At 69.8% G+C, this 18,132-nt stretch carries 21 protein-coding genes; 14 read left to right on the top strand and 7 right to left on the bottom strand.

All coding sequences use genetic code 11. The features are described from left to right. The 4 genes from JEQ17_RS21695 to JEQ17_RS21680 form a co-directional block, all read right to left on the bottom strand. Complete coding sequence (locus tag JEQ17_RS21695; RefSeq protein ID WP_200396774.1) at positions 1–1,452, bottom strand: HAMP domain-containing sensor histidine kinase; 1,452 nt, start codon at positions 1,450–1,452, stop codon at positions 1–3. After that, positions 1,449–2,180, bottom strand: a complete 732-nt coding sequence (locus JEQ17_RS21690) for a response regulator transcription factor (protein WP_200396773.1) — start codon at positions 2,178–2,180, stop codon at positions 1,449–1,451. Before JEQ17_RS21690 ends, JEQ17_RS21695 begins: the two co-directional genes overlap by 4 nt. 125 nt (positions 2,181–2,305) lie before the next feature. Next, positions 2,306–2,491 carry a hypothetical protein gene (locus tag JEQ17_RS21685; RefSeq protein ID WP_200396772.1) on the bottom strand — a complete coding sequence of 62 codons (186 nt, stop codon included), beginning with the start codon at positions 2,489–2,491 and terminating at the stop codon, positions 2,306–2,308. A gap of 73 nt (positions 2,492–2,564) precedes the next feature. Further along, entirely contained in the window at positions 2,565–3,722 is a 1,158-nt protein-coding gene (locus tag JEQ17_RS21680) for a S1C family serine protease (RefSeq protein WP_200396771.1), read from the bottom strand. Between the two features lie 249 nt (positions 3,723–3,971). Between JEQ17_RS21680 and JEQ17_RS21675 the strand changes: the two genes are divergently transcribed. Next, a complete protein-coding gene (locus tag JEQ17_RS21675; RefSeq protein WP_200396770.1) occupies positions 3,972–5,729 on the top strand; it encodes a trypsin-like serine protease in 1,758 nt (585 codons plus the stop codon). Positions 5,730–5,918: 189 nt separating this feature from the next. Here the strand turns inward: JEQ17_RS21675 and JEQ17_RS21670 are convergent, their stop codons facing one another. Together JEQ17_RS21670 and JEQ17_RS21665 are read right to left on the bottom strand one after the other, a co-directional pair. Then, entirely contained in the window at positions 5,919–6,941 is a 1,023-nt protein-coding gene (locus JEQ17_RS21670) for a LacI family DNA-binding transcriptional regulator (protein ID WP_200396769.1), read from the bottom strand. 24 nt (positions 6,942–6,965) lie between these two features. After that, positions 6,966–7,781: a response regulator transcription factor gene (locus tag JEQ17_RS21665; RefSeq protein ID WP_200396768.1), complete on the bottom strand. Its 816-nt coding sequence runs from the start codon at positions 7,779–7,781 to the stop codon at positions 6,966–6,968. Positions 7,782–8,059: 278 nt separating this feature from the next. Here JEQ17_RS21665 and JEQ17_RS21660 point away from each other — a divergent pair, with 278 nt between their 5' ends. The 8 genes from JEQ17_RS21660 to JEQ17_RS21630 all read left to right on the top strand — a co-directional run bounded on the left by JEQ17_RS21660 (position 8,060) and on the right by JEQ17_RS21630 (position 13,739). Beyond that, on the top strand, positions 8,060–8,953 hold the full coding sequence (locus tag JEQ17_RS21660; RefSeq protein ID WP_200396767.1) for an alpha/beta hydrolase: 894 nt from the start codon (positions 8,060–8,062) through the stop codon (positions 8,951–8,953). An 84-nt stretch (positions 8,954–9,037) separates the two neighbouring features. After that, positions 9,038–9,292, top strand: coding sequence for a MoaD/ThiS family protein (locus JEQ17_RS21655; RefSeq protein ID WP_143639489.1), 255 nt, complete (start codon positions 9,038–9,040; stop codon positions 9,290–9,292). 7 nt (positions 9,293–9,299) lie between these two features. After that, positions 9,300–10,601 carry a hypothetical protein gene (locus tag JEQ17_RS21650; protein WP_200396766.1) on the top strand — a complete coding sequence of 434 codons (1,302 nt, stop codon included), beginning with the start codon at positions 9,300–9,302 and terminating at the stop codon, positions 10,599–10,601. Positions 10,602–10,936: 335 nt separating this feature from the next. Beyond that, positions 10,937–11,704, top strand: coding sequence for an LmeA family phospholipid-binding protein (locus tag JEQ17_RS21645; RefSeq protein ID WP_200396765.1), 768 nt, complete (start codon positions 10,937–10,939; stop codon positions 11,702–11,704). A 251-nt stretch (positions 11,705–11,955) separates the two neighbouring features. Next, positions 11,956–12,036, top strand: a complete 81-nt coding sequence (locus JEQ17_RS50880; protein WP_350310325.1) for a putative leader peptide — start codon at positions 11,956–11,958, stop codon at positions 12,034–12,036. A gap of 155 nt (positions 12,037–12,191) precedes the next feature. Beyond that, a complete protein-coding gene (locus JEQ17_RS21640) occupies positions 12,192–13,031 on the top strand; it encodes a sulfurtransferase (protein ID WP_055617550.1) in 840 nt (279 codons plus the stop codon). A gap of 36 nt (positions 13,032–13,067) precedes the next feature. Then, the gene (locus JEQ17_RS21635) at positions 13,068–13,355 is read left to right on the top strand and encodes a DUF1416 domain-containing protein (RefSeq protein WP_055617549.1); all 288 of its coding nucleotides are present in this window, start codon (positions 13,068–13,070) and stop codon (positions 13,353–13,355) included. A gap of 123 nt (positions 13,356–13,478) precedes the next feature. Beyond that, positions 13,479–13,739 (top strand): DUF3099 domain-containing protein, encoded by a 261-nt coding sequence (locus JEQ17_RS21630; RefSeq protein WP_200396764.1) that lies wholly within the window; start codon positions 13,479–13,481, stop codon positions 13,737–13,739. Between the two features lie 16 nt (positions 13,740–13,755). On the opposite strand, the gene JEQ17_RS21625 is transcribed toward JEQ17_RS21630, so the two are convergent. Next, a complete protein-coding gene (locus tag JEQ17_RS21625; RefSeq protein WP_200396763.1) occupies positions 13,756–14,118 on the bottom strand; it encodes a DsrE family protein in 363 nt (120 codons plus the stop codon). Positions 14,119–14,255: 137 nt separating this feature from the next. Between JEQ17_RS21625 and JEQ17_RS21620 the strand changes: the two genes are divergently transcribed. The 5 genes from JEQ17_RS21620 (at position 14,256) to JEQ17_RS21600 (ending at position 18,046) form a co-directional block, all read left to right on the top strand. Continuing rightward, positions 14,256–14,996, top strand: a complete 741-nt coding sequence (locus JEQ17_RS21620; RefSeq protein WP_234048311.1) for a hypothetical protein — start codon at positions 14,256–14,258, stop codon at positions 14,994–14,996. Beyond that, a complete protein-coding gene (locus JEQ17_RS21615) occupies positions 14,993–15,883 on the top strand; it encodes a hypothetical protein (RefSeq protein ID WP_234048310.1) in 891 nt (296 codons plus the stop codon). The genes JEQ17_RS21620 and JEQ17_RS21615 overlap by 4 nt, the downstream gene beginning before the upstream one ends. Then, complete coding sequence (locus JEQ17_RS21610; RefSeq protein WP_200396762.1) at positions 15,880–16,764, top strand: hypothetical protein; 885 nt, start codon at positions 15,880–15,882, stop codon at positions 16,762–16,764. Before JEQ17_RS21615 ends, JEQ17_RS21610 begins: the two co-directional genes overlap by 4 nt. 223 nt (positions 16,765–16,987) lie before the next feature. Next, positions 16,988–17,563, top strand: coding sequence for an FABP family protein (locus JEQ17_RS21605; RefSeq protein ID WP_143639500.1), 576 nt, complete (start codon positions 16,988–16,990; stop codon positions 17,561–17,563). 15 nt (positions 17,564–17,578) lie between these two features. Further along, on the top strand, positions 17,579–18,046 hold the full coding sequence (locus JEQ17_RS21600; RefSeq protein WP_234048309.1) for a Fur family transcriptional regulator: 468 nt from the start codon (positions 17,579–17,581) through the stop codon (positions 18,044–18,046). The last annotated feature ends 86 nt before the right edge of the window (positions 18,047–18,132 follow it).

Here is an 18,132-nt window from a genome sequence, read left to right as displayed (position 1 = left end):
TCAGTCCAGCGCGGGCGGCGGTGTCGGTGCGCCGGGCAACCGGATCGTCGCCACCGTGCCGCCGCCCTCGGCCGGGCCCAACGCCACGTCGCCGCCCGCCTGTTGGACCGTACGGGCCACGATGGACAGGCCGAGTCCCGAGCCCGGCAGGGCCCGTGCGCTCGGGGAGCGCCAGAAGCGGTCGAAGACGTGCGGGAGTTCGTCGGCGGGGATGCCCGGGCCGTGGTCCCGTACGGTCAGTTCGCCGTCCTTGAGGGTGACGTCGACCGTGCCGCCCTCGGGGCTGAACTTCACCGCGTTGTCGAGGATGTTCACGATGGCCCGCTCCAGCGCGGAGGGCTCCGCCCGTACGAACCAGGGGTCCACGTTCGCCGTGATCGTCAGCTCCGGGCCGCGCAGACGGGCCCGGCGCAGGGCCGCCTCCACGGTGTCCTGCAACGACACCACCTGTACGCGGTCCGCCGGCGTCCCCGCGTCCGACCGCGACAGCGTCTGCAGGTCCCCGATCAGCGAGGCCAGTTCTGTCATCTGCGCCTTCACGGACGCGAGCAGCGCCTTGCGGTCCGCCTCGGGGATGGGCCGCCCCGTCTCCTCGCTGCGGGTGAGCAGCTCGATGTTCGTACGGAGGGAGGTGAGCGGGGTCCGCAGTTCGTGACCGGCGTCGGCGATGAGCTGTTGCTGCAGCTCACGGGAGTTCGCCAGCGACGCCGTCATCGAGTTGAAGGAACGGGAGAGCCGGGCGATCTCGTCCTCGCTGTCCTCGTCCACCGGGATGCGGATGCCCAGGTCCTCGGTGCGGGCCACGTGTTCGACGGCGTCGGTGAGCTTGTCGACGGGGCGGAGGCCGGCGCGCGCCACGGCCAGGCCTGCGGCCCCGGCACCCAGGACCCCGATACCGGAGACGAGGAGCAGGATCAGGGCGAGGTCGTTGAGGGTCTTCTCGGTGTCCTTGAGCGAGACGCCGACCAATAGGGCGACGTCGGGATAGGGCTCACTGGTGGGGCCGAAGCCCACGAGGACGGGGACAGTTCGTACCCGTACGTTGTTGCCGTCCTCGTCCGTGGTGTTGTGGAAGGAGCCGCCCTGGTCGGGGTCCGTCGCCACCTCCTCGTCCTGGGCCGTGGGCTTCACGACTCCGGCGGAGCTGGGGAAGACACAGGAGTTGCCGTCCGACTTCACCACCTGCACGTAGTAGTCCCTGGGCTGCATGGCGTCGGACGACGGGGTCACGGACTTCGGGCAAGCGGCCAACAGGGCAGTGATGTCCTGCTCCTTCAGCCTGAAGCCCGCGCTGTCGACCTGCCTGTCCACCTGCTCGTACAGCTTCCCCTGCACGATGAACCAACAGGTGACCGAAACCGCCGCCACTCCGAACGCCACCGCCGCCGCGACGAGCAGCGCCAGTCGTGACCGGATCGGCAGGGAGCGGAACCGGCGAACCACCTTCTTCACTCCGCCCCACCCGACCGCAGGACATACCCCACACCCCGCACCGTGTGCACAAGGCGCGGCTCGCCGCCCGCCTCGGTCTTCCTGCGGAGGTACATCACGTACACGTCCAGCGAGTTGGAGCTCGGCTCGAAGTCGAAGCCCCAGACGGCCTTCAGGATCTGCTCGCGGGTGAGGACCTGGCGCGGATGGGCCAGGAACATCTCCAGCAGGGTGAACTCCGTACGGGTCAGCTCGACCGCCCGCCCACCCCGCGTGACCTCGCGCGTCGCGAGGTCCATGCGCAGGTCGCCGAAGGTGAGCGCGTCGTCCGCGGGGGCTCCGACGGCCGCGGCCGCGTAGGAGCTGCGGCGCAGCAACGCCCGTACGCGGGCGAAGAGTTCGTCGAGTTCGAAGGGCTTGACCAGGTAGTCGTCGGCGCCCGCGTCGAGGCCGGTGACGCGGTCGCCGACCGTGTCGCGGGCGGTCAGCATGAGGATCGGCGTCGTGGTGCCCGCGCCGCGCATCCGGCGGGCGGCGGTCAGGCCGTCCATCCGGGGCATCTGGATGTCGAGGACGACCAGGTCGGGCTGGTACACCGTGGACTTCTCCAGGGCGTCCGCACCGTCGACGGCGACCTCGGTGTCGTACCCCTCGAAGGCGAGGCTGCGCTGGAGTGCTTCGCGCACGGCCGGCTCGTCGTCGACGATCAGGATGCGCTGGGGTTCACGGTCGCCTTCGGCGGGGCTCATCGCGGTCAGTTCCTCGGGTGCGGTGGGACGTGGTCGGGGCGCTTTCAGCCTCGCACGTTCAGAGCGGTTCAGGGCTGCTCAGGGCTGTTCTCGTAACGCCTGCCGGGCCGGTGGGCCCGGCAGGATCAGCCTCGTACGGTTCGGCCGGCGCGGGCGCCGGCACCACGGCGGGCGCCGCGCGGAGCGGCCGCGGGGGCCACCTCGGGCGCGCGGGGGGCCGGCGCGTGGAGCTCGTACGCCACTTCGAGGGCCAGGGCGAAGCCGGCCGGGTCGGCGCCCGTGAGGGTGTGGGAGACGTTCCTGATCTTCATGACGAACTCCGGGTGGGTCGGTGCGCGGGGGTGGCTCGAAGGGTGTGGGTGGAGGGGGCGGCCGGACGGACGGTCAGCTGTCGGAGCCGCCGGCCCGCAGGGTGTCCAGGTCGGCCTTGACGGTGTTGATCGGGATGGCGAACCCGAGGCCCACGCTGCCGGCGCTCGACGAGGTGGCGTCCGCGGCGGAGTACATCGCGGAGTTGATGCCGATGATGTTGCCGTTCATGTCGATCAGCGCGCCGCCGGAGTTGCCCGGGTTGAGGGACGCGTCGGTCTGCAGGGCCTTGTACGTGGTCGTGGACGAGCCGGTGTCGCCGTTGAACTCCTGGCCGCCGAACTCGAACGGCCACTGGCCGCTGCCGCCGCCCTGCTGTTGCTGCTGCTGGCCCTGGCTCTCGTCCGTGGAGACGGTCACGTCACGGTTGAGGGCGGAGACGATGCCGCTGGTGACCGTGCCGGTCAGGCCCTCGGGGGAGCCGATCGCCACGACCTGGTCGCCGACCTTGACGCCCGCGGAGTCGCCGAGCGTCGCGACGGTCAGACCGGACGGCGCGTTCTCCAGCTTGATGAGCGCGAGGTCCTTCTTGCTGTCGGTGCCGACGACCTTCGCGGTGTACGACTTGCCGTTGCTCAGCTGCACCTTGATCTCGGAGGCGCCCGAGATCACGTGGTTGTTGGTGATGATCTCGCCGCCGCTGGTGATGATCACGCCGGAGCCGGTGGACTCGCCGGCGTTCGAGGTGGCGCTGATCTCGACGATGCTCGGGCTGACCGCCTTGGCGACCCCGGCGACGGTGCCCTTCTCGCTGGTGGGCACGACGCTGGTGCTGGTGCTGCTGCTCGCCACCGTGTCGCTGCCGGTCAGCTCCTGGAAGGCGTACGCGGTACCGCCGCCCACGGCCGCGGCGGCTATCGCGACGGCGGCCAGCAGCGCCAGCGGACCCTTGGCGCGCTTGCGGGGAGCGGCGGGAGCGGGGGAGACGGGCTCGGTGAGAAGAGCCGTGGGAGCGGCGCCCTGCTGCGCGGGCTCGTACGCCGGCGGGGGCGGCCACTCCGGGTTCACGGAGGAGCCGTAGGAGGGGGTGGAGGAGTCGGAGGAGGAGCTCGCGGGGTGCGCGGAGGCGTACGGCTGCTGGGGGTACGCGGACTGCGCGTCGCCCTGCGTGTACGCGGACTGGTGCTGGTCGCCCTGGGGGTACTCGCCGCTGCGGCGGAAGCTCTCGGTCATGACTCAGACTCTGACGCCCGACCATGAGAGCTCCCTGAGTGCTCCCTGAGAAGCCCGACAGAACCGCGTATGCCCGATATAAAGCCGCCGGAGGCCGCTGAAATCGGTGAAACAGGGGGTTGCGGCACGGTGATGTGCGGGAAGCGGCGGACGAATACTTGTCGGACCACTGTGAAGAACGTGTGCAACGGGAAACCAGGGGCGCAATCTTGGTGGGTTCACGACACACCACCACCTCAGGAGCCCTGAGTGATACGTGCCCTGCGCGACCGTTGGAGACGCCCCGCCACGGCGTTCCCGGCGGCCGCTCTCGCGCTGGCGCTGAGTTGCGCCGGCGTCCTCGCGGCGCAGCCCGCGACAGCGGCGGACGACCCCACCGCGGGTCTGCCCGACGCGAACCTCTCGCAGCCCGCGAAGCCGGCCGCCTCCGCCAAGGAGCTGCGCGACCGGATCGTCGCGGCGGCGAAGGCGACCGGCGAGACGCCCGAGGACGCCTCGCCCAGCAAGTCACCGTTCATCATCGGCGGTGGTGAGACCACCATCGCCAGTGCCCCGTGGATGGTCCAGCTCGGCTACTCCGACCCGGCCACCGGCGACGGCTACTTCTGCGGCGGCACCCTCGTCGCGCCCAACAAGGTCCTCACGGCCGCCCACTGCGTCGCGGGCCTCGACTGGGTGAGCAACGGCGCCGTCCTGGCCGGCACCACCGACCTCGACGACTACGCCACCGGCACCCCCGCGGGCGTCTACCGCCAGTGGACCCACCCCCGCTACAACGAGGCCACCGCCCAGAACGACATCGCGGTGCTCACCCTGGACCGCCCGCTGGAACAGCAGTGGCTGCGCCTGGCCGCGTCCGACGACAGCGCGCTCTACAAGGCCGGCACCGCCGCCACCGTCTATGGCTGGGGCCTGACCTCCGGCGCCGAGGACGCCACCCTCTCCACGAAGCTGAAGAAGGCGAGCCTGCCGCTGGTCGCCGACTCGACCTGCAACAGCGCCATGCAGGCGGTCCTCGGCAGCGACGAGTTCATCGAGGGCTCGATGACCTGCGCGGGCACCCCCGCGACCGGCGCCGACGAGGGCACCAACAGCCCCTGCAACGGCGACTCGGGCGGCCCCCTGGTCGTCGCCAACAAGATCGTCGGCATCGTCTCCTGGGGCGTCGCGGGCTGCACAGGCAAGGGCGCCTACCCGGTCTTCACCAAGGTCAGCTCGTACGCCTGGGCGGCCCAGCCGCGCGTCGACGACACCGACCTGACGTACGACGGCCGCGCCGACCTGCTGGCCCGCACGCCCTCGGGCGGCCTCTTCCAGCAGGACAGCAAGGGCACCTCGCTCGCGCAGCGCGCCTACCAGGGCAACGGCTGGCAGACCGCCACCTGGGTCCTCCAGGCCGACCTGGACCGGGACTTCTACCAGGATCTGATCGTCCGCGACAAGACCGACGGCAAGCTGTACCGCAGCTACATGGACCACGCCGCCGGTGACTGGACCTGGATGCAGATCAGTTCGGTCTGGGGCGGCTACAAGTCGTACGCGATCCCCGGCGACATGACGGGCGACGCCCGCCCGGACCTGCTCGCGGTCGACGCCGACGGCTCGGTCTACCTCTACCCGGGACGCGGCAACGGAGAGTTCTACGGCAAGGTCAAGGTCGTCAGCGGCTCCTGGAAGAACGTGAAGATCTTCGGCCACGGCGACCTCTCCGGCGACGGCAAGCCCGACCTCCTAGTCCGCTCCACGGACGGCACCCTCTGGCTCTACCGCGGCACCGGCAAGGAGAAGACCCCCTGGTCGGCCCGCATCAAGGCCCGCACCGGCTGGAACTTCACCTCGTACGTCTCCAACGGCGACGTGACGGGCGACGGCGTGGCCGACATCATGACCCGCGACTCCGGCGGCACCCTCTGGCTCTACCGCGGCACGAACAAGGCGTCCAGCGACCTCTTCGCGGCACGCACAAGCCTGGGAACGGGCTTCAACCAGTACAACTTGCTGTTCTAGAAACCCCTGAACAGACATCGGCCCCCGCCACTTGGCGGGGGCCGACTTGTCAGGGGCGCGGGGAACGGCGCAGTCTTCTGGCTTTTGGAGGCGCGGGGAACGGCGCAGTCTTCTGGCTTCTAGGGGCGCGGGGAACTGCGCGACAAGCCACGATGCACCCGCACCCGACCAACAACCCACCCAGCGGAGCTACCCGCACCCACAAGACCGCCGCACAACCAACTGAGACGGAAACAACTTCAACCGCTCCCGCCGAGCACCGGCAACCCGCAACCCATCATCAAGCACAAGATCCACCGCAGCCCGAGCCATCGCAGACCGATCGCTCGCGATCGTGGTGAGCGGCGGATCAGTCAACGCCGCTTCCTTGATGTCGTCGAACCCGGCGACAGCCAACTCCCCCGGCACATCTATCCGAAGCTCGCGCGCGGCCCGCAACAGCCCGACCGCCTGGTCGTCCGTGGAACAGAAGATCGCCGGCGGCCGATCAGGCCCGGCCAGCAGCTCAAGCCCGACCTTGTAGGCGTCGTACCGGTTGTAGAGCGCCTCGAAGAGGCGACCCTCCGTCGACCGCCCGGCCTCGTGCATCGCACGCCGCCAGCCCTCCACGTGGTCGGAGACGGGGTCACCGACGGTGGGGGTCTCCGCGACACCGCCCAGACAGGCGACGTACTCGTACCCGTGCTCGAGAAGATGACGGGTGGCGAGCTGGGCGCCGCCTATGTCGTCCGTGACGACGGCGACGTCGTCGATGGCCTCGGGCCGCTCGTGCAGCAGCACCACCCGGGCGTCCCACGCCTCGATCTCCGCGGCGGCCAGATCGTTCAGCGCGTGGCTGACGAGGATGAGCCCCGAGACCCGCATACCGAGAAAGGCCCGCAGATAGTGGACCTCGCGCTCGCCGACATAGTCGGAATTGCCGACGAGCACCATTTTCCCGCGCTCGGACGCGGCCTGTTCGACCGCGTGCGCCATCTCCCCGAAGAAGGGCTGGCGCGCATCCGGGACGATCAGGCCTATCAGGTCCGTGCGCCGCGATGCCATCGCCTGGGCGACTCGGTCGGGCCGGTACCCCAGTTCCTTGATCGCGGCGAGGACACGCTCGCGCGTGGCCGGGGCAACCGGCCGGGGTCCGTTGTTGATGACGTAACTGACGACGGCAGTCGACGTCCCTGCCAGTCGTGCTACGTCATCCCGAGTCACCTTGGCCACGGCGCGGAGTCTACGCGGATGGACCTACCTCTGTGCAGGTCGTACGGGTTCCTGTGCTTCCACCGTGACCTCGGCAGTCCCGGTGGCGTCGAGGTGTGCCGACTCGTCCGCATCCTCCGGCTTCGGCCGGGCCGCCTTGGCCTTCGCCTCGTCCGTTGCACGGTCCGCCTTCTCCGGCGTGACGAAGCGGTAGCCGACGTTGCGGACGGTTCCGATCAGCGACTCGTGCTCGGGCCCGAGCTTCGCCCGCAGCCGTCGTACGTGGACGTCGACGGTCCGCGTGCCACCGAAGTAGTCGTAGCCCCAGACCTCCTGGAGGAGCTGGGCGCGGGTGAAGACGCGGCCGGGGTGCTGCGCCAGGTACTTCAGGAGCTCGAACTCCTTGAAGGTGAGGTCGAGGACCCGGCCCTTGAGCTTGGCCGAGTACGTCGCCTCGTCGACCGACAGGTCGCCGTTGCGGATCTCCATGGGGGAGTCGTCGTTGACGATCTGCTGGCGGCCCATGGCCAGCCGCAGCCGTGCCTCGACCTCCGCAGGACCCGCGGTGTCGAGCAGGACGTCGTCGATGCCCCAGTCGGCGGTGACGGCCGCGAGACCGCCCTCCGTGACGACGAGGATGAGAGGGCAGCCGGGTCCGGTGGACCGCAGCAGCTGACAGAGGCTGCGGACCTGAGGAAGGTCGCGCCGCCCGTCGATCAGGATGACGTCGGCACCAGGGGTGTCGACGAGAGCGGGGCCCTCCGCCGGAGCCACGCGCACGTTGTGCAGCAGCAGACCGAGAGCGGGAAGCACCTCCGTCGACGGCTGGAGAGCATTGGTAAGGAGCAGCAGAGAACTCATCGCGCCCCACCTGCCTGGGTCGTCACACGGTCTTGCACGGTTTGCTTGCCCATAACGTCTGGTTCCTCCTCGGTCCCTGCGAGGACGTTTGCGGCACTGCTTCGTACTGCTCGCGGCTCCCGCGCCCCTGGGCGCCGCAATTGCGCTCCCACGTCGCACTTTGTGTCGCGACATTTCTCCGGAGAGTCGTATACAGCGTTCGTATACAACGCTCCAGAAAGCGCAAAAGGACCCGGGGGCTTCGCTGCCCGAGTCCTCTGCCCAGCAGAATAGCCCACATGAACCTAGGTCCGGCAGGTCATGTGACGCGATCTTTGATTCGTCCACGCCTTGAGACAACCCTGCGGCCACCTCTGCGGAGATTTCTCCGCACGGTCGACGGGGTCACGATCGATGCCGCGTACGACCCCGGAAGGGGTACGTCCGACACCGCGGACGATGTCCTCGGCGACGCCCCCGGCGACCTCGCCATCGTCGTCGCGCACGGCTTCACGGGCGACCTGGAGCGGCTGCACGTACGGCGGGCGGCCACCGCTTTCACGCAGTACGGGGCGGTCGTCACGTTCTCCTTCCGGGGCCACGGCGCCTCCGGCGGGAGTTCGACGGTCGGCGACCGCGAGGTGCTAGATCTGGCGGCGGCGGTGGAGTGGGCACGAGAACTCGGTCACACCCGGGTGGCCACGGTCGGGTTCTCGATGGGCGGATCGGTCGTCCTGCGGCACGCGGCGATCAACTCGGCCGGCGGCGAGGAGCACGAGGGGCGCACGGGAGCGCATACGGACGCCGTGGTTTCGGTGAGCGCACCCGCTCGCTGGTACTACCGGGGCACGGCCCCTATGCGCCGCCTGCACTGGCTGGTAACCCGCCCGATGGGCCGTGCCGTCGGCCGCTACGGCCTGCGCACCCGCATCCACCACCGCGAGTGGGACCCCGTCCCCTCCTCCCCGGTGGAGTCGGTCCCGCTGATCACGCCCACGCCGTTGCTGATCGTCCACGGCGAGCAGGACGGCTACTTCCCGGTGGACCACCCCCGGATGCTGGCCGACGCCTCCGACGGCCACGCCGAACTGTGGCTGGAGCCGGGAATGGGCCACGCGGAGAACGCGGCGGACGACGCGCTGCTGGCCCGCATCGGGCAGTGGGCGGCCGGGGCGGCAGCGCCCGCGGGCTAGCCTGGGCGGTGCTTGTCAGCTTGTCACCCATTCACCCGACCGACGGTCGACCCGTCGACCGAGGAATCAGGAATCAGGATTCAGATGGCAAAGGGCACGGTGCGTTACTGGGCCGCCGCCAAGGCCGCAGCGGGCGTCGCCGAGGAGCCGTACGAGGCGGAGACCCTCGCGGACGCGCTCGACGCGGCACGCGAGCGACACCCCGGCGAACTCGTCCGCGTCCTGCGGCGATGCTCGTTCCTCATCGACGGTGACCCCGTGGGCACCCGAGGACATGAGACGGTACGGCTGGCCGAGGGCGGCACGGTCGAAGTGCTCCCGCCGTTCGCAGGAGGGTGACGGGACGATGAGCAACCAGCCGTACGAGGGCTACGACCCCTACCAGCAGCCGCCGGCCGGGTGGCCGGGCCATCAGCAGCAGTACGAGGCCGACGCCGAGCCCGACCAGCAGCAGTACACCCAGCAGTGGGAGGGCCAGACCTGGGAGACCCAGGTCCAGCCACCGCTCACACCGACGGCACCTGCGCCTGCCCCGGCCGCGGACACGGCGTACTTGCCGCAGCAGGCTCCGCACGGTCCGGGGGAGCAGCAGTACGCGGCTCAGTACGGCGCTCAAGCCGCTCAAGGGGCTCAGGGCGGTCAGTACGGGGTGGTGGGGCAGCCGATGCCTGCGGAGACGGGTTGGAACCAGCAGGGCCAGGCGGCCCAGCCGCAGGGCTACCAGGGCGCGCAGGGACCACAGGGGCATCAGGGCCATCAGGACGGTCTGGGCGGCCAGGACGCTCACGGCTACGGAAACCAGGCGCACGCGCCCGTGCCAGGCGCACAGGCTCCCTCTCCTGCCTCCGCGCCGGAGTACGGGCCGGCCACCGTCACCGGAAACACCCGCCTCACCGCCGCCCAGCGGGCCCGTGCGGAGGGGCGTTCGCCGATCATCGAGCCCGGCCTGCAGCCGGCCGCGCTGACGGCGGTCCTCGGGCTGCTGATGGCAGGGGCGGCGGCAATCGGGGAGTACGCACTGGTCGTACCGCTGGTGATCCTCCAGGCGGTGACCGCGGCGGGCTGGTTCCGGCTGAACGGGATGTGGCCTGCCAGGCAGGGCATCGTGCTCGCCTTCGCGGGCGCGCTCACCTCGGACGTGGCGCTGCTCGCGGCCGGGCGGGAGAACGCTCCCGCCGCGATCCTCGGCACGCTGGGCGTCTGGGTGCTGCTGACCCTGGTCCTCCAGCTCCGCAGCCGTGCGTCGGCGGACGAGCGGATGTCCGGGCTGATGGCCACGGTCGTCTCGGCGGCGCTGGCGATCGTGGCGACGGGGCATCTGGCGGCGGAGCCGGACGCGGTGACGGTGGGGGCGGTGGCGGTCGGGGCGGCGGTGCTGGCCCGCGCGCTGCCTCTGCCGACGGTCGTCTCGGTGGTTGTGGCGTTGGTGGCGGGCGCGGCCGCGGGGGCTGTGGCGGGCGGTCCGACCGACCTCGGTGTGCCGTCCGGCGCACTCCTCGGCGCGGGTGCCGCCGCCTGCGCCCTGATCGGCCACCGAGTAGCCAGCTACGACTACCCGTCCCGCTTCGTCCACTTCACCGCGGGGGTCGCCCTCCCCTTGGCAGCAGCGGCCCCGGCAATCTACGTACTGGGCCGCGCGCTGGCCTGACGAGACCGCCCTTCCTCGCCCCCGCCGCCCCTACCCATTCCCGTCCCTTTCGGGGGCCAGCCCCCGAACCCCCGCTCCTCAAACGCCGGAGGGGCTGACTACCAGCCCGTCCGGCGTTTGAGGACGAGGCCGTTCAGGCCGATACGGGGGTTCGGGGGCGGAGCCCCTGAGTAAGGGACGGGAATGGGTAGGGGCGGCGGGGGCGAGGAAAAGGGCTGGTCCCGCGGTCACCCCTGTCACAGCTGATCGACAACTCCCCCCGTCCCCCCGGCCGGAGGCCCCGGCAGGGTTACCCTCGCGCCAGGAGACCGCCAAGGTGGGGGAACACGAAAACCATGCGAGCACTACGAATACTTCTGATCGTGACCGTCATCCTCGGCGGCCTCTTCATCATCGCCGACCGCGTGGCCGTCGGCTTCGCCGAGGACGAGGCCGCGGACAGGCTGAAGACCAACGAGGGCCTGGCCACCACCCCCAGCGTCTCGATCAAGGGCTTCCCCTTCCTCACTCAGGTCGTCGGCGGCGAACTGGACGAGGTGGAGGTCGGCATCAAGAACTACGAGGCCGACACGAGCGGCGCCACCGGCGGCACGGGCGCCTCCAGCGGCACCGCCCCGGACAAGATCCGTATCGACGACCTCACCGCCCAGATGCGAGGCGTCGCGTTCTCCGGCGACTACAGCTCCGCGAAGGCCGCCACGGCGACCGGCACGGCGACGATCACGTACGACGAACTCCTCAAGGCGGCGAAGGCCGAACCCGTGGACGTCGCGAGTGGAGTCACCGCCAAGGTCGTGGGCCTCTCCGACGGCGGCAACGGCAAGATCAAGGTCGAGGTCGAGGCCACGGTGCTCGGCACCAAGCTCCCCCGCCCGGTCTCCGTGCTCAGCTCGGTCAGCGTCAAGGGCGACACCGTCGAGGTGCAGGCCGACTCCCTCCCCAACCTGGGCGTCCAGCTCGCCGAGGACAAGGTCCGCCTGATCACCGACTTCCGGCAGCAGATCGACGGCCTGCCCGGCGGCATCAAGCTCGACAAGGTCGAGGCGGCCCCGAAGGGCGTCGACATCAAGGTGAAGGGTTCGGACGTCAGCCTGGTCGGGTAGGGAGTCAGGGCATCCGGCCACCGGCCAGGACGAACCCTGGCCCCGATCGAGTGACCGTCCGGGTCCGTCCGAAAGGCGAGACACCCCCGTCCGCACAGCAGATGTGCGAGAGATGTGACGACGGCTGCAGCGCCTCCGGGGCCGGGAGAAAACGGGCCGGACACCCTCCTCATCCCACATCGCGGACGATCGCGTCTCAGAATACGACACACCGGTGACATGCCCGCCTGTCCGTCCCTACGATCGACGTCATGAAGCGACAGGCGGATCTCACGAAGCGGCGGGCAGTAGACCTGTGCCGCGTCGCCGCCATGCTCTGTCGCACTTTCTGAGCGGAAGCGCCGTACTTCCGCGAGCCGGGCCCTTCGACCTCTCTCGTCGGGGCCACCCCTGCGCCGCGTACGCCATCGCAGCCGATCGTCGAGCGCGTATCGCACCCCATTTCTGACGCAACGCCCCGCCGCAACTGCCCCGGAGGAGAACGAGCATGAGCCGCAGCGACGTCCTGGTAGACGCCGACTGGGTCCAGGACCACCTGGACGACCCCAGCGTGGCCATCGTCGAGGTCGACGAGGACACGTCCGCGTACGAGAAGAACCACATCCGCAACGCGATCCGGATCGACTGGACCAAGGACCTCCAGGACCCGGTCCGCCGTGACTTCGTCGACCAGGCCGGCTTCGAGAAGCTCCTGTCGGAGAAGGGCATCGGCAACGACACCCTGGTCGTCCTCTACGGCGGCAACAACAACTGGTTCGCGTCCTACGCCTACTGGTACTTCAAGCTGTACGGCCACGAGAACGTGAAGCTTCTCGACGGCGGCCGCAAGAAGTGGGAGCTCGACTCCCGCGACCTGGTCGCCGAGGTGCCCACCCGCGCCACGACCGACTACAAGGCGAAGGCCCAGAACACCGCGATCCGCGCCTTCCGCGACGACGTCGTGGCGGCCATCGGTTCGCAGAACCTGGTCGACGTCCGGTCGCCCGACGAGTTCAGCGGCAAGCTGCTCGCGCCGGCCCACCTGCCGCAGGAGCAGTCGCAGCGTCCGGGCCACGTCCCGTCCGCGCGCAACATCCCGTGGTCGAAGAACGCCAACGACGACGGCACCTTCAAGTCGGACGACGAGCTCAAGGAGCTCTACGCCGAGGAGCAGGTCGACCTCGCCAAGGACACCATCGCGTACTGCCGCATCGGTGAGCGTTCCGCGCTCACCTGGTTCGTGCTGCACGAGCTGCTCGGCGTCGAGAACGTCAAGAACTACGACGGCTCGTGGACCGAGTACGGCTCCCTCGTCGGCGTCCCGATCGAGCTCGGCGCCAACAAGTAATCCTCGAAGACAAGGCCTGAAGGACGGAAACGAAACATGTGTGGAGCGAAGGCCGGCGGCCCGGACGCCTCGACGATCAAGCCCGGTGAGACCACCATCCAGGGTCAGGTGACCAAGGACGGCGAGCCGGTGGTGGGCTATGTCCGCCTCCTGGACTCGACCGGCGAGTTCACCGCCGAGGTCCCGACCTCGGCGACCGGACAGTTCCGCTTCTACGCGGCCGAGGGCACCTGGACCGTCCGCGCCCTCGTTCCCGGCGGCACGGCCGACCGCACGGTCGTCGCCCAGACCGGCGGCCTGGCCGAAGTGGCCATCACCGTCTGAACCCGTCTGAACCACCTGACGGCAGACACCGTATAAACGGCCGAAGGGCCGCACCCCCGGGGGTTGGACGCTTACCGGTAAAGGGGTGCGGCCCTTCGGCTCGCCCAGGCCTACGCTGGATGTATGTACGCGCGAAGGCGTCACGTGTATTTCGCCATGATGGGGACGTGCATCGGGCTGTTCGTGCTGGCCTGGGGAGTCGTGCGGCTCTGGTCGGTGCCCGTGGCGGTCGGTATGTGCGTCGTGGCCATGGTGATTCCCCCGATCGCGGCCATGGCGGCCAACCGCCGAGGCCCCGACGACCGCTGGTGGGACGACCCGTCCGGCGACCCCAAGTCCGACGACTGGTGGGACGAACTGGACGGCAAGAAACGCCGGCAGTGACCGTCCCGGTCCCGGGTCAGTAGACGAGTGCCTGCGTCTCGTCGCTCATGGCCTCCTGGACGAAGACCTGGGCGCCTGCGATGCGTACGCCCTCGATGACGTCCTTCTCTGTGATGTCCCGGCGGGCGGCGCACTGTGTGCAGAGGGTGAGGCGGCCGCCGGCCAGGATCGAGTCGAGCAGGTCGGGGAGCGGGGCCGCGTGCGGCAGCTCGAACTCGGCGGCCCGGCCCGGCAGCGCGAACCACGCGGACTCGCCCGTCAGCCACAGCGACACGTCCACCCCACTGGCCACGGCGACCGCCGCCACCGTGAACGCCTGCGAGCAGCGTTCGGGAGCATCGGCCCCCGCCGTCACCTTGATCACGAGCTTCTTCGCCATGGTCGAATCGTAATCAACTCCCTTGCAACCCCACGTGTTGGCCATGGGTCTCCTGTGCGCGCGGATACGGAATCCGCACTTCGCGTTCTGTGGGGGACGTCTTGGAAGTACCTGAAGTGCCCGAAACATCAGGTTTGGTGGGTTCGGTGGAGGAACCGGCGGCTGCGGCTCGTGTGCGCCGACGTGGACGTACGACGGTCCTGATCGCCACGGCTGCCGTGCTCGGGGTGGTCGCCGGCACCTGTGCCGGATACCTGATCCAGGCCGACCGCGAGCCCACCGAGCTGCCGTCGCTCTCGCAGCCGTCGCTTCCGCAGGCCGAGGGCAACGGGCCCCAGCCCCTGTCGGCCGCACAGGACCGCAGGGTGAGGACCGACGGTGACCTGCGCAAACTCCTGATCAAGCGGCCGGGCGGGGCGCGGGACATAACCTCCGCCGAAGGCGTCGACGGGTGGGTGGGTCTCGACACGTACGCGGACGGGTACACCGAGCCGACGGCGGCCTACAGCACCCTCATCGACGACGAGTTCCGGCGCGCGGCCGTCACCGCCTGGCAGACGGGCGGCACGCATTCGGTCGTGATCCGGCTCGTGCAGTACCGCCAGGAGGAGCGCCTGGCCGCCCGTGAACGGGTGGAGGGCGAGCAGTACGGCGAGGCGGAGTACGACACGGACAGCTGGGCCGTCCCCGGCACCGGCGACGGCATGGCGTACGTACGGAAGCAGCCCGAGAACAAGGCCGGATACCTCCCGATGTACACGGCCGAGGCGCATGCCTGGCGGGGCGACATCGCCATGCAGATCTTCGTGAACGACAGCAGGCCGATCGCCAAGGCGAAGATCATGGACCTGGCCGAGCGGCAGATGGAGCGGCTGTGAGCGACGACCCGAGCAGTGTCCCCACGGGGGAAGCCGGGCCGGTCGAGCCCGAGGTGTCGGTCGAGCCCGAGGTGCCGGTGGAGCCGGTGGACGCCACACTGGCGGCCGAGCCCGTGGCGCCGGACGCGAAGAAGCCCGTACCCGTACGCCGTGGCCGGATCGCCGCCCTCGTCGGTGCCGGCCTCCTGGTCGCCGCCGTCCTCGCAGGCACCGGCTACACCGTCGTGACCGTGAACGACGCCGACCGGGACGCGGGCGCGCCGGTCTGGGACATCCCGGCGGACAAGGCGGACGACAGGAAGCCGGCCGCCGCCACAGGGCTGGCCGGTCTGCTCGTCCCGTACGGGGAGGACGACTGGGGCCGCGGCCCCGACCTCAACGAGTACGGCTACGACGCCCGCCTCAGCGGTGCCGAGGCCGTCGCCCTGCGCAAGGAGTCGCTGCGCGGCCTGCCCCGCTCCCAGCGACTGCGGCTGGAGAAACAGATCGACAAGCAGCGCGTCCAGGGCATGGCGATGCGCAGCTACATCAGCACGGCGGGCAACTCCTACGCCGACTCGAAGACCGCTTTCGCGGTGAGCGTCGTGCTGTCCCGGATGGAGAACAAGGCGGCCGTCCGGGACATCGCGACGTTCCAGAACGAGTTCCTCGACGCCATGGACGTCTTCCGCGCGGGCCCCGCCGTCAAGGGCCACAAAAACGCCAAGTGCTTTCTGCAGCCGAAGACCACGGGCGAGGAGATCGAGGCGATGTTCTGCTCCGCGTACGAGGGAGACGTGCTGGTCAGCGCCACCGCGTCCGGGATCAGGCCACTGAACACCGAGGGAGTCGCGTTGCTGCTGCGCACCCAGCTCGACCGCATCACCGATCCGGGGGAGGCGGTATGACCGAGCAGACCCAGCAGACCGAGGAGCGGCAGGCACCCGTGTCTACCCCGCCCGACATGCTCCCCGCAGTGCCCGCAGTCCCCGAAGGAACACCGCTCGTGCCGCCCACGGCGGGGAAAGACCGCCGGGTCCTGCGTGCCGTGCTGCGGTGGACCGCCGTCGCGGTGGTGTTCGCGGCGGTCGGCACGGCTGCGGCGTACGGCATCACGCGGCAGGAGCGCACGGACCTGCCAGGTCTCGCGACCGAGTCCGACGGGCGCTGGGACTACCCGGAGATCGTCAGGCCGCCCCTGCCCGCCGGCAGTCCGGCCCCCTTCGCGGAGGCCAACGGGGCTGCCACCCACCACGCCGACCTGCGCGCGCTCGTACTGCCCGCCCCCGAGGGAGCGAAGGCGGACGAGGCGCTGCGCGGCAAGGGCGGCTGGCTCGCGACGGACCGCTTCCTGGCGGAGTTCACGTCGAAGGAGGACCGCAAGGCCGCCGGCCAGGTGATGACCGACAACGGGCTGCGGCACATCGCCGCCCGCGGCTGGACCACGCAGGACGGCACGCACACGCGGATCTACCTGCTGCGCTTCGACACCGCGGCCGCCGCGGACGAGCTGTACGCGACCGAACTGATCCACTACGACAGCCCGACGTACGCCGTCCGCGGTGCCGAGGAGTTCGACCGGGACGAGGATTTCCCGGAGAAGACGGAGTTCGCCCACGTCACCCGAGCGCCGTACGTGGAGACGGAGCCGTACGGTGCCGAGCAGGTCCGGCAGGCCTACCTCTCGGCCGGCGACACCGTCGCCGTGATCGTCCAGTCCCGCAAGGGCACCGCCGGGGCGGTCCCCTTCCAGCAGACCGTCGTCCTGCAGAGCCAGCTCCTGAGCTGACCGGCGGACCTCGGAGAGAGAGCCGCTCCCCACCCCCACTAGAGTGGGGAGCGGCTCTGTACTGCCCACCACCGCGTCACCCCCGAGGAGCACCCCGTGCTTGAGTACTTCTTCGAAGCCCTGCTGGTCCTGGTCTGTGTCGGCGTTCTCGCCTTCACCGGGCTGGCCGTGAAGAAGCTGTACCAGGGCCAGCGCTGACCCCCATCAAGGAACTGCCGACCTCATGATCGAGATCCCGTCCGACCTGCACAAGGACCTCGTCCCCCTTGCCTTCCTGCTCGGCAACTGGACCGGCGCGGGCGTCCACGACTTCCCCGGCGACGAGAAGTGCAACTTCGGCCAGGAAGTCAGCTTCACCCACGACGGGCGGGACTTCCTGGAGTACCACTCGCACACCTGGGTCCTCGACTCCGAGGGCAACAAGGTGCGCGCGCTGGAGTCCGAGTCCGGCTTCTGGCGGATCGACCAGAACCGCAAGGTCGAGGTCGTCATGGTCCGCGACGACGGCGTCGTCGAGATCTGGTACGGCGAGATGGCCGACAAGAAGCCCCAGATCGACCTGGTCACGGACGCGGTAGCCCGTACGGCCGCCTCGGGCCCGTACAGCGGCGGCAAGCGTCTGTACGGCTATGTGAAGAGCGATCTCATGTGGGTCGGCGAGAAGCAGACCCCCGAGGTCCCGCTCCGCCCGTACATGTCCGCCCAGCTCAAGAAGGTCGTCAGCCCGGAGGACGTCGAGCGCTGGGCCAAGGCCCTGCCGGACGACATGCCGGACGACGGGATCGCTTTCTTCAAGTAGTTCTAGACTTTCGGTGTGGTGAGCACTGGAAGCAGCACCGAAGGCACTGACTGGAAGAGCGATCTGCGGCAGCGCGGTTACCGGCTGACACCGCAGCGACAACTCGTGCTCGAAGCCGTGGACACCCTGGAGCACGCGACCCCCGACGACATCCTCATCGAGGTGAGGAAGACGGCGTCGGGGGTCAACATTTCCACGGTGTACCGGACCCTGGAGCTCCTGGAGGAGCTCGGGCTCGTCTCGCACGCGCATCTCGGGCACGGGGCGCCCACGTACCACCTCGCGGACCGGCACCACCATCTCCACCTGGTCTGCCGCGACTGCACGAACGTCATCGAGGCGGACGTCGAGATCGCCGCCGACTTCACGGCCAAGCTCCGCGAGACGTTCGGCTTCTCCACCGACATGAAGCACTTCGCGATCTTCGGCCGCTGCGAGGACTGCACGGCGAGCGCGGCGAAGAAGGCCGCGAAGGGGGAGTAGGCGGGGGAGGGTGCGGCGGAGCGGCTCCCTGCCGCGAGTGGGAAGCGGCACTCCGCCGGAAATAAAAAGCGCCCCTACTCGGTCGT

The organism is Streptomyces liliifuscus, assembly GCF_016598615.1.
Classification (GTDB): domain Bacteria; phylum Actinomycetota; class Actinomycetes; order Streptomycetales; family Streptomycetaceae; genus Streptomyces; species Streptomyces liliifuscus.
The sequence above is the reverse complement of the archived record's forward strand: the minus strand, read 5'-3'. Positions and strand labels throughout refer to the sequence as shown.

Excerpts from the sequence above, each read along its gene's own strand:
- JEQ17_RS21635 (WP_055617549.1), top strand. The coding sequence starts at position 13,068 with ATGTGTGGAGCGAAGGCCGGCGGCCCGGACGCCTCGACGATCAAGCCC.
- JEQ17_RS21665 (WP_200396768.1), bottom strand. The coding sequence starts at position 7,781 with ATGAGTTCTCTGCTGCTCCTTACCAATGCTCTCCAGCCGTCGACGGAG.
- JEQ17_RS21640 (WP_055617550.1), top strand. The coding sequence starts at position 12,192 with ATGAGCCGCAGCGACGTCCTGGTAGACGCCGACTGGGTCCAGGACCAC.
- JEQ17_RS21650 (WP_200396766.1), top strand. The coding sequence starts at position 9,300 with ATGAGCAACCAGCCGTACGAGGGCTACGACCCCTACCAGCAGCCGCCG.
- JEQ17_RS21655 (WP_143639489.1), top strand. The coding sequence starts at position 9,038 with ATGGCAAAGGGCACGGTGCGTTACTGGGCCGCCGCCAAGGCCGCAGCG.
- JEQ17_RS21685 (WP_200396772.1), bottom strand. The coding sequence starts at position 2,491 with ATGAAGATCAGGAACGTCTCCCACACCCTCACGGGCGCCGACCCGGCC.
- JEQ17_RS21680 (WP_200396771.1), bottom strand. The coding sequence starts at position 3,722 with ATGACCGAGAGCTTCCGCCGCAGCGGCGAGTACCCCCAGGGCGACCAG.
- JEQ17_RS21690 (WP_200396773.1), bottom strand. The coding sequence starts at position 2,180 with ATGAGCCCCGCCGAAGGCGACCGTGAACCCCAGCGCATCCTGATCGTC.
- JEQ17_RS21625 (WP_200396763.1), bottom strand. The coding sequence starts at position 14,118 with ATGGCGAAGAAGCTCGTGATCAAGGTGACGGCGGGGGCCGATGCTCCC.
- JEQ17_RS21660 (WP_200396767.1), top strand. The coding sequence starts at position 8,060 with ATGAACCTAGGTCCGGCAGGTCATGTGACGCGATCTTTGATTCGTCCA.
- JEQ17_RS21645 (WP_200396765.1), top strand. The coding sequence starts at position 10,937 with ATGCGAGCACTACGAATACTTCTGATCGTGACCGTCATCCTCGGCGGC.
- JEQ17_RS21605 (WP_143639500.1), top strand. The coding sequence starts at position 16,988 with ATGATCGAGATCCCGTCCGACCTGCACAAGGACCTCGTCCCCCTTGCC.
- JEQ17_RS21610 (WP_200396762.1), top strand. The coding sequence starts at position 15,880 with ATGACCGAGCAGACCCAGCAGACCGAGGAGCGGCAGGCACCCGTGTCT.
- JEQ17_RS50880 (WP_350310325.1), top strand. The coding sequence starts at position 11,956 with ATGAAGCGACAGGCGGATCTCACGAAGCGGCGGGCAGTAGACCTGTGC.
- JEQ17_RS21630 (WP_200396764.1), top strand. The coding sequence starts at position 13,479 with ATGTACGCGCGAAGGCGTCACGTGTATTTCGCCATGATGGGGACGTGC.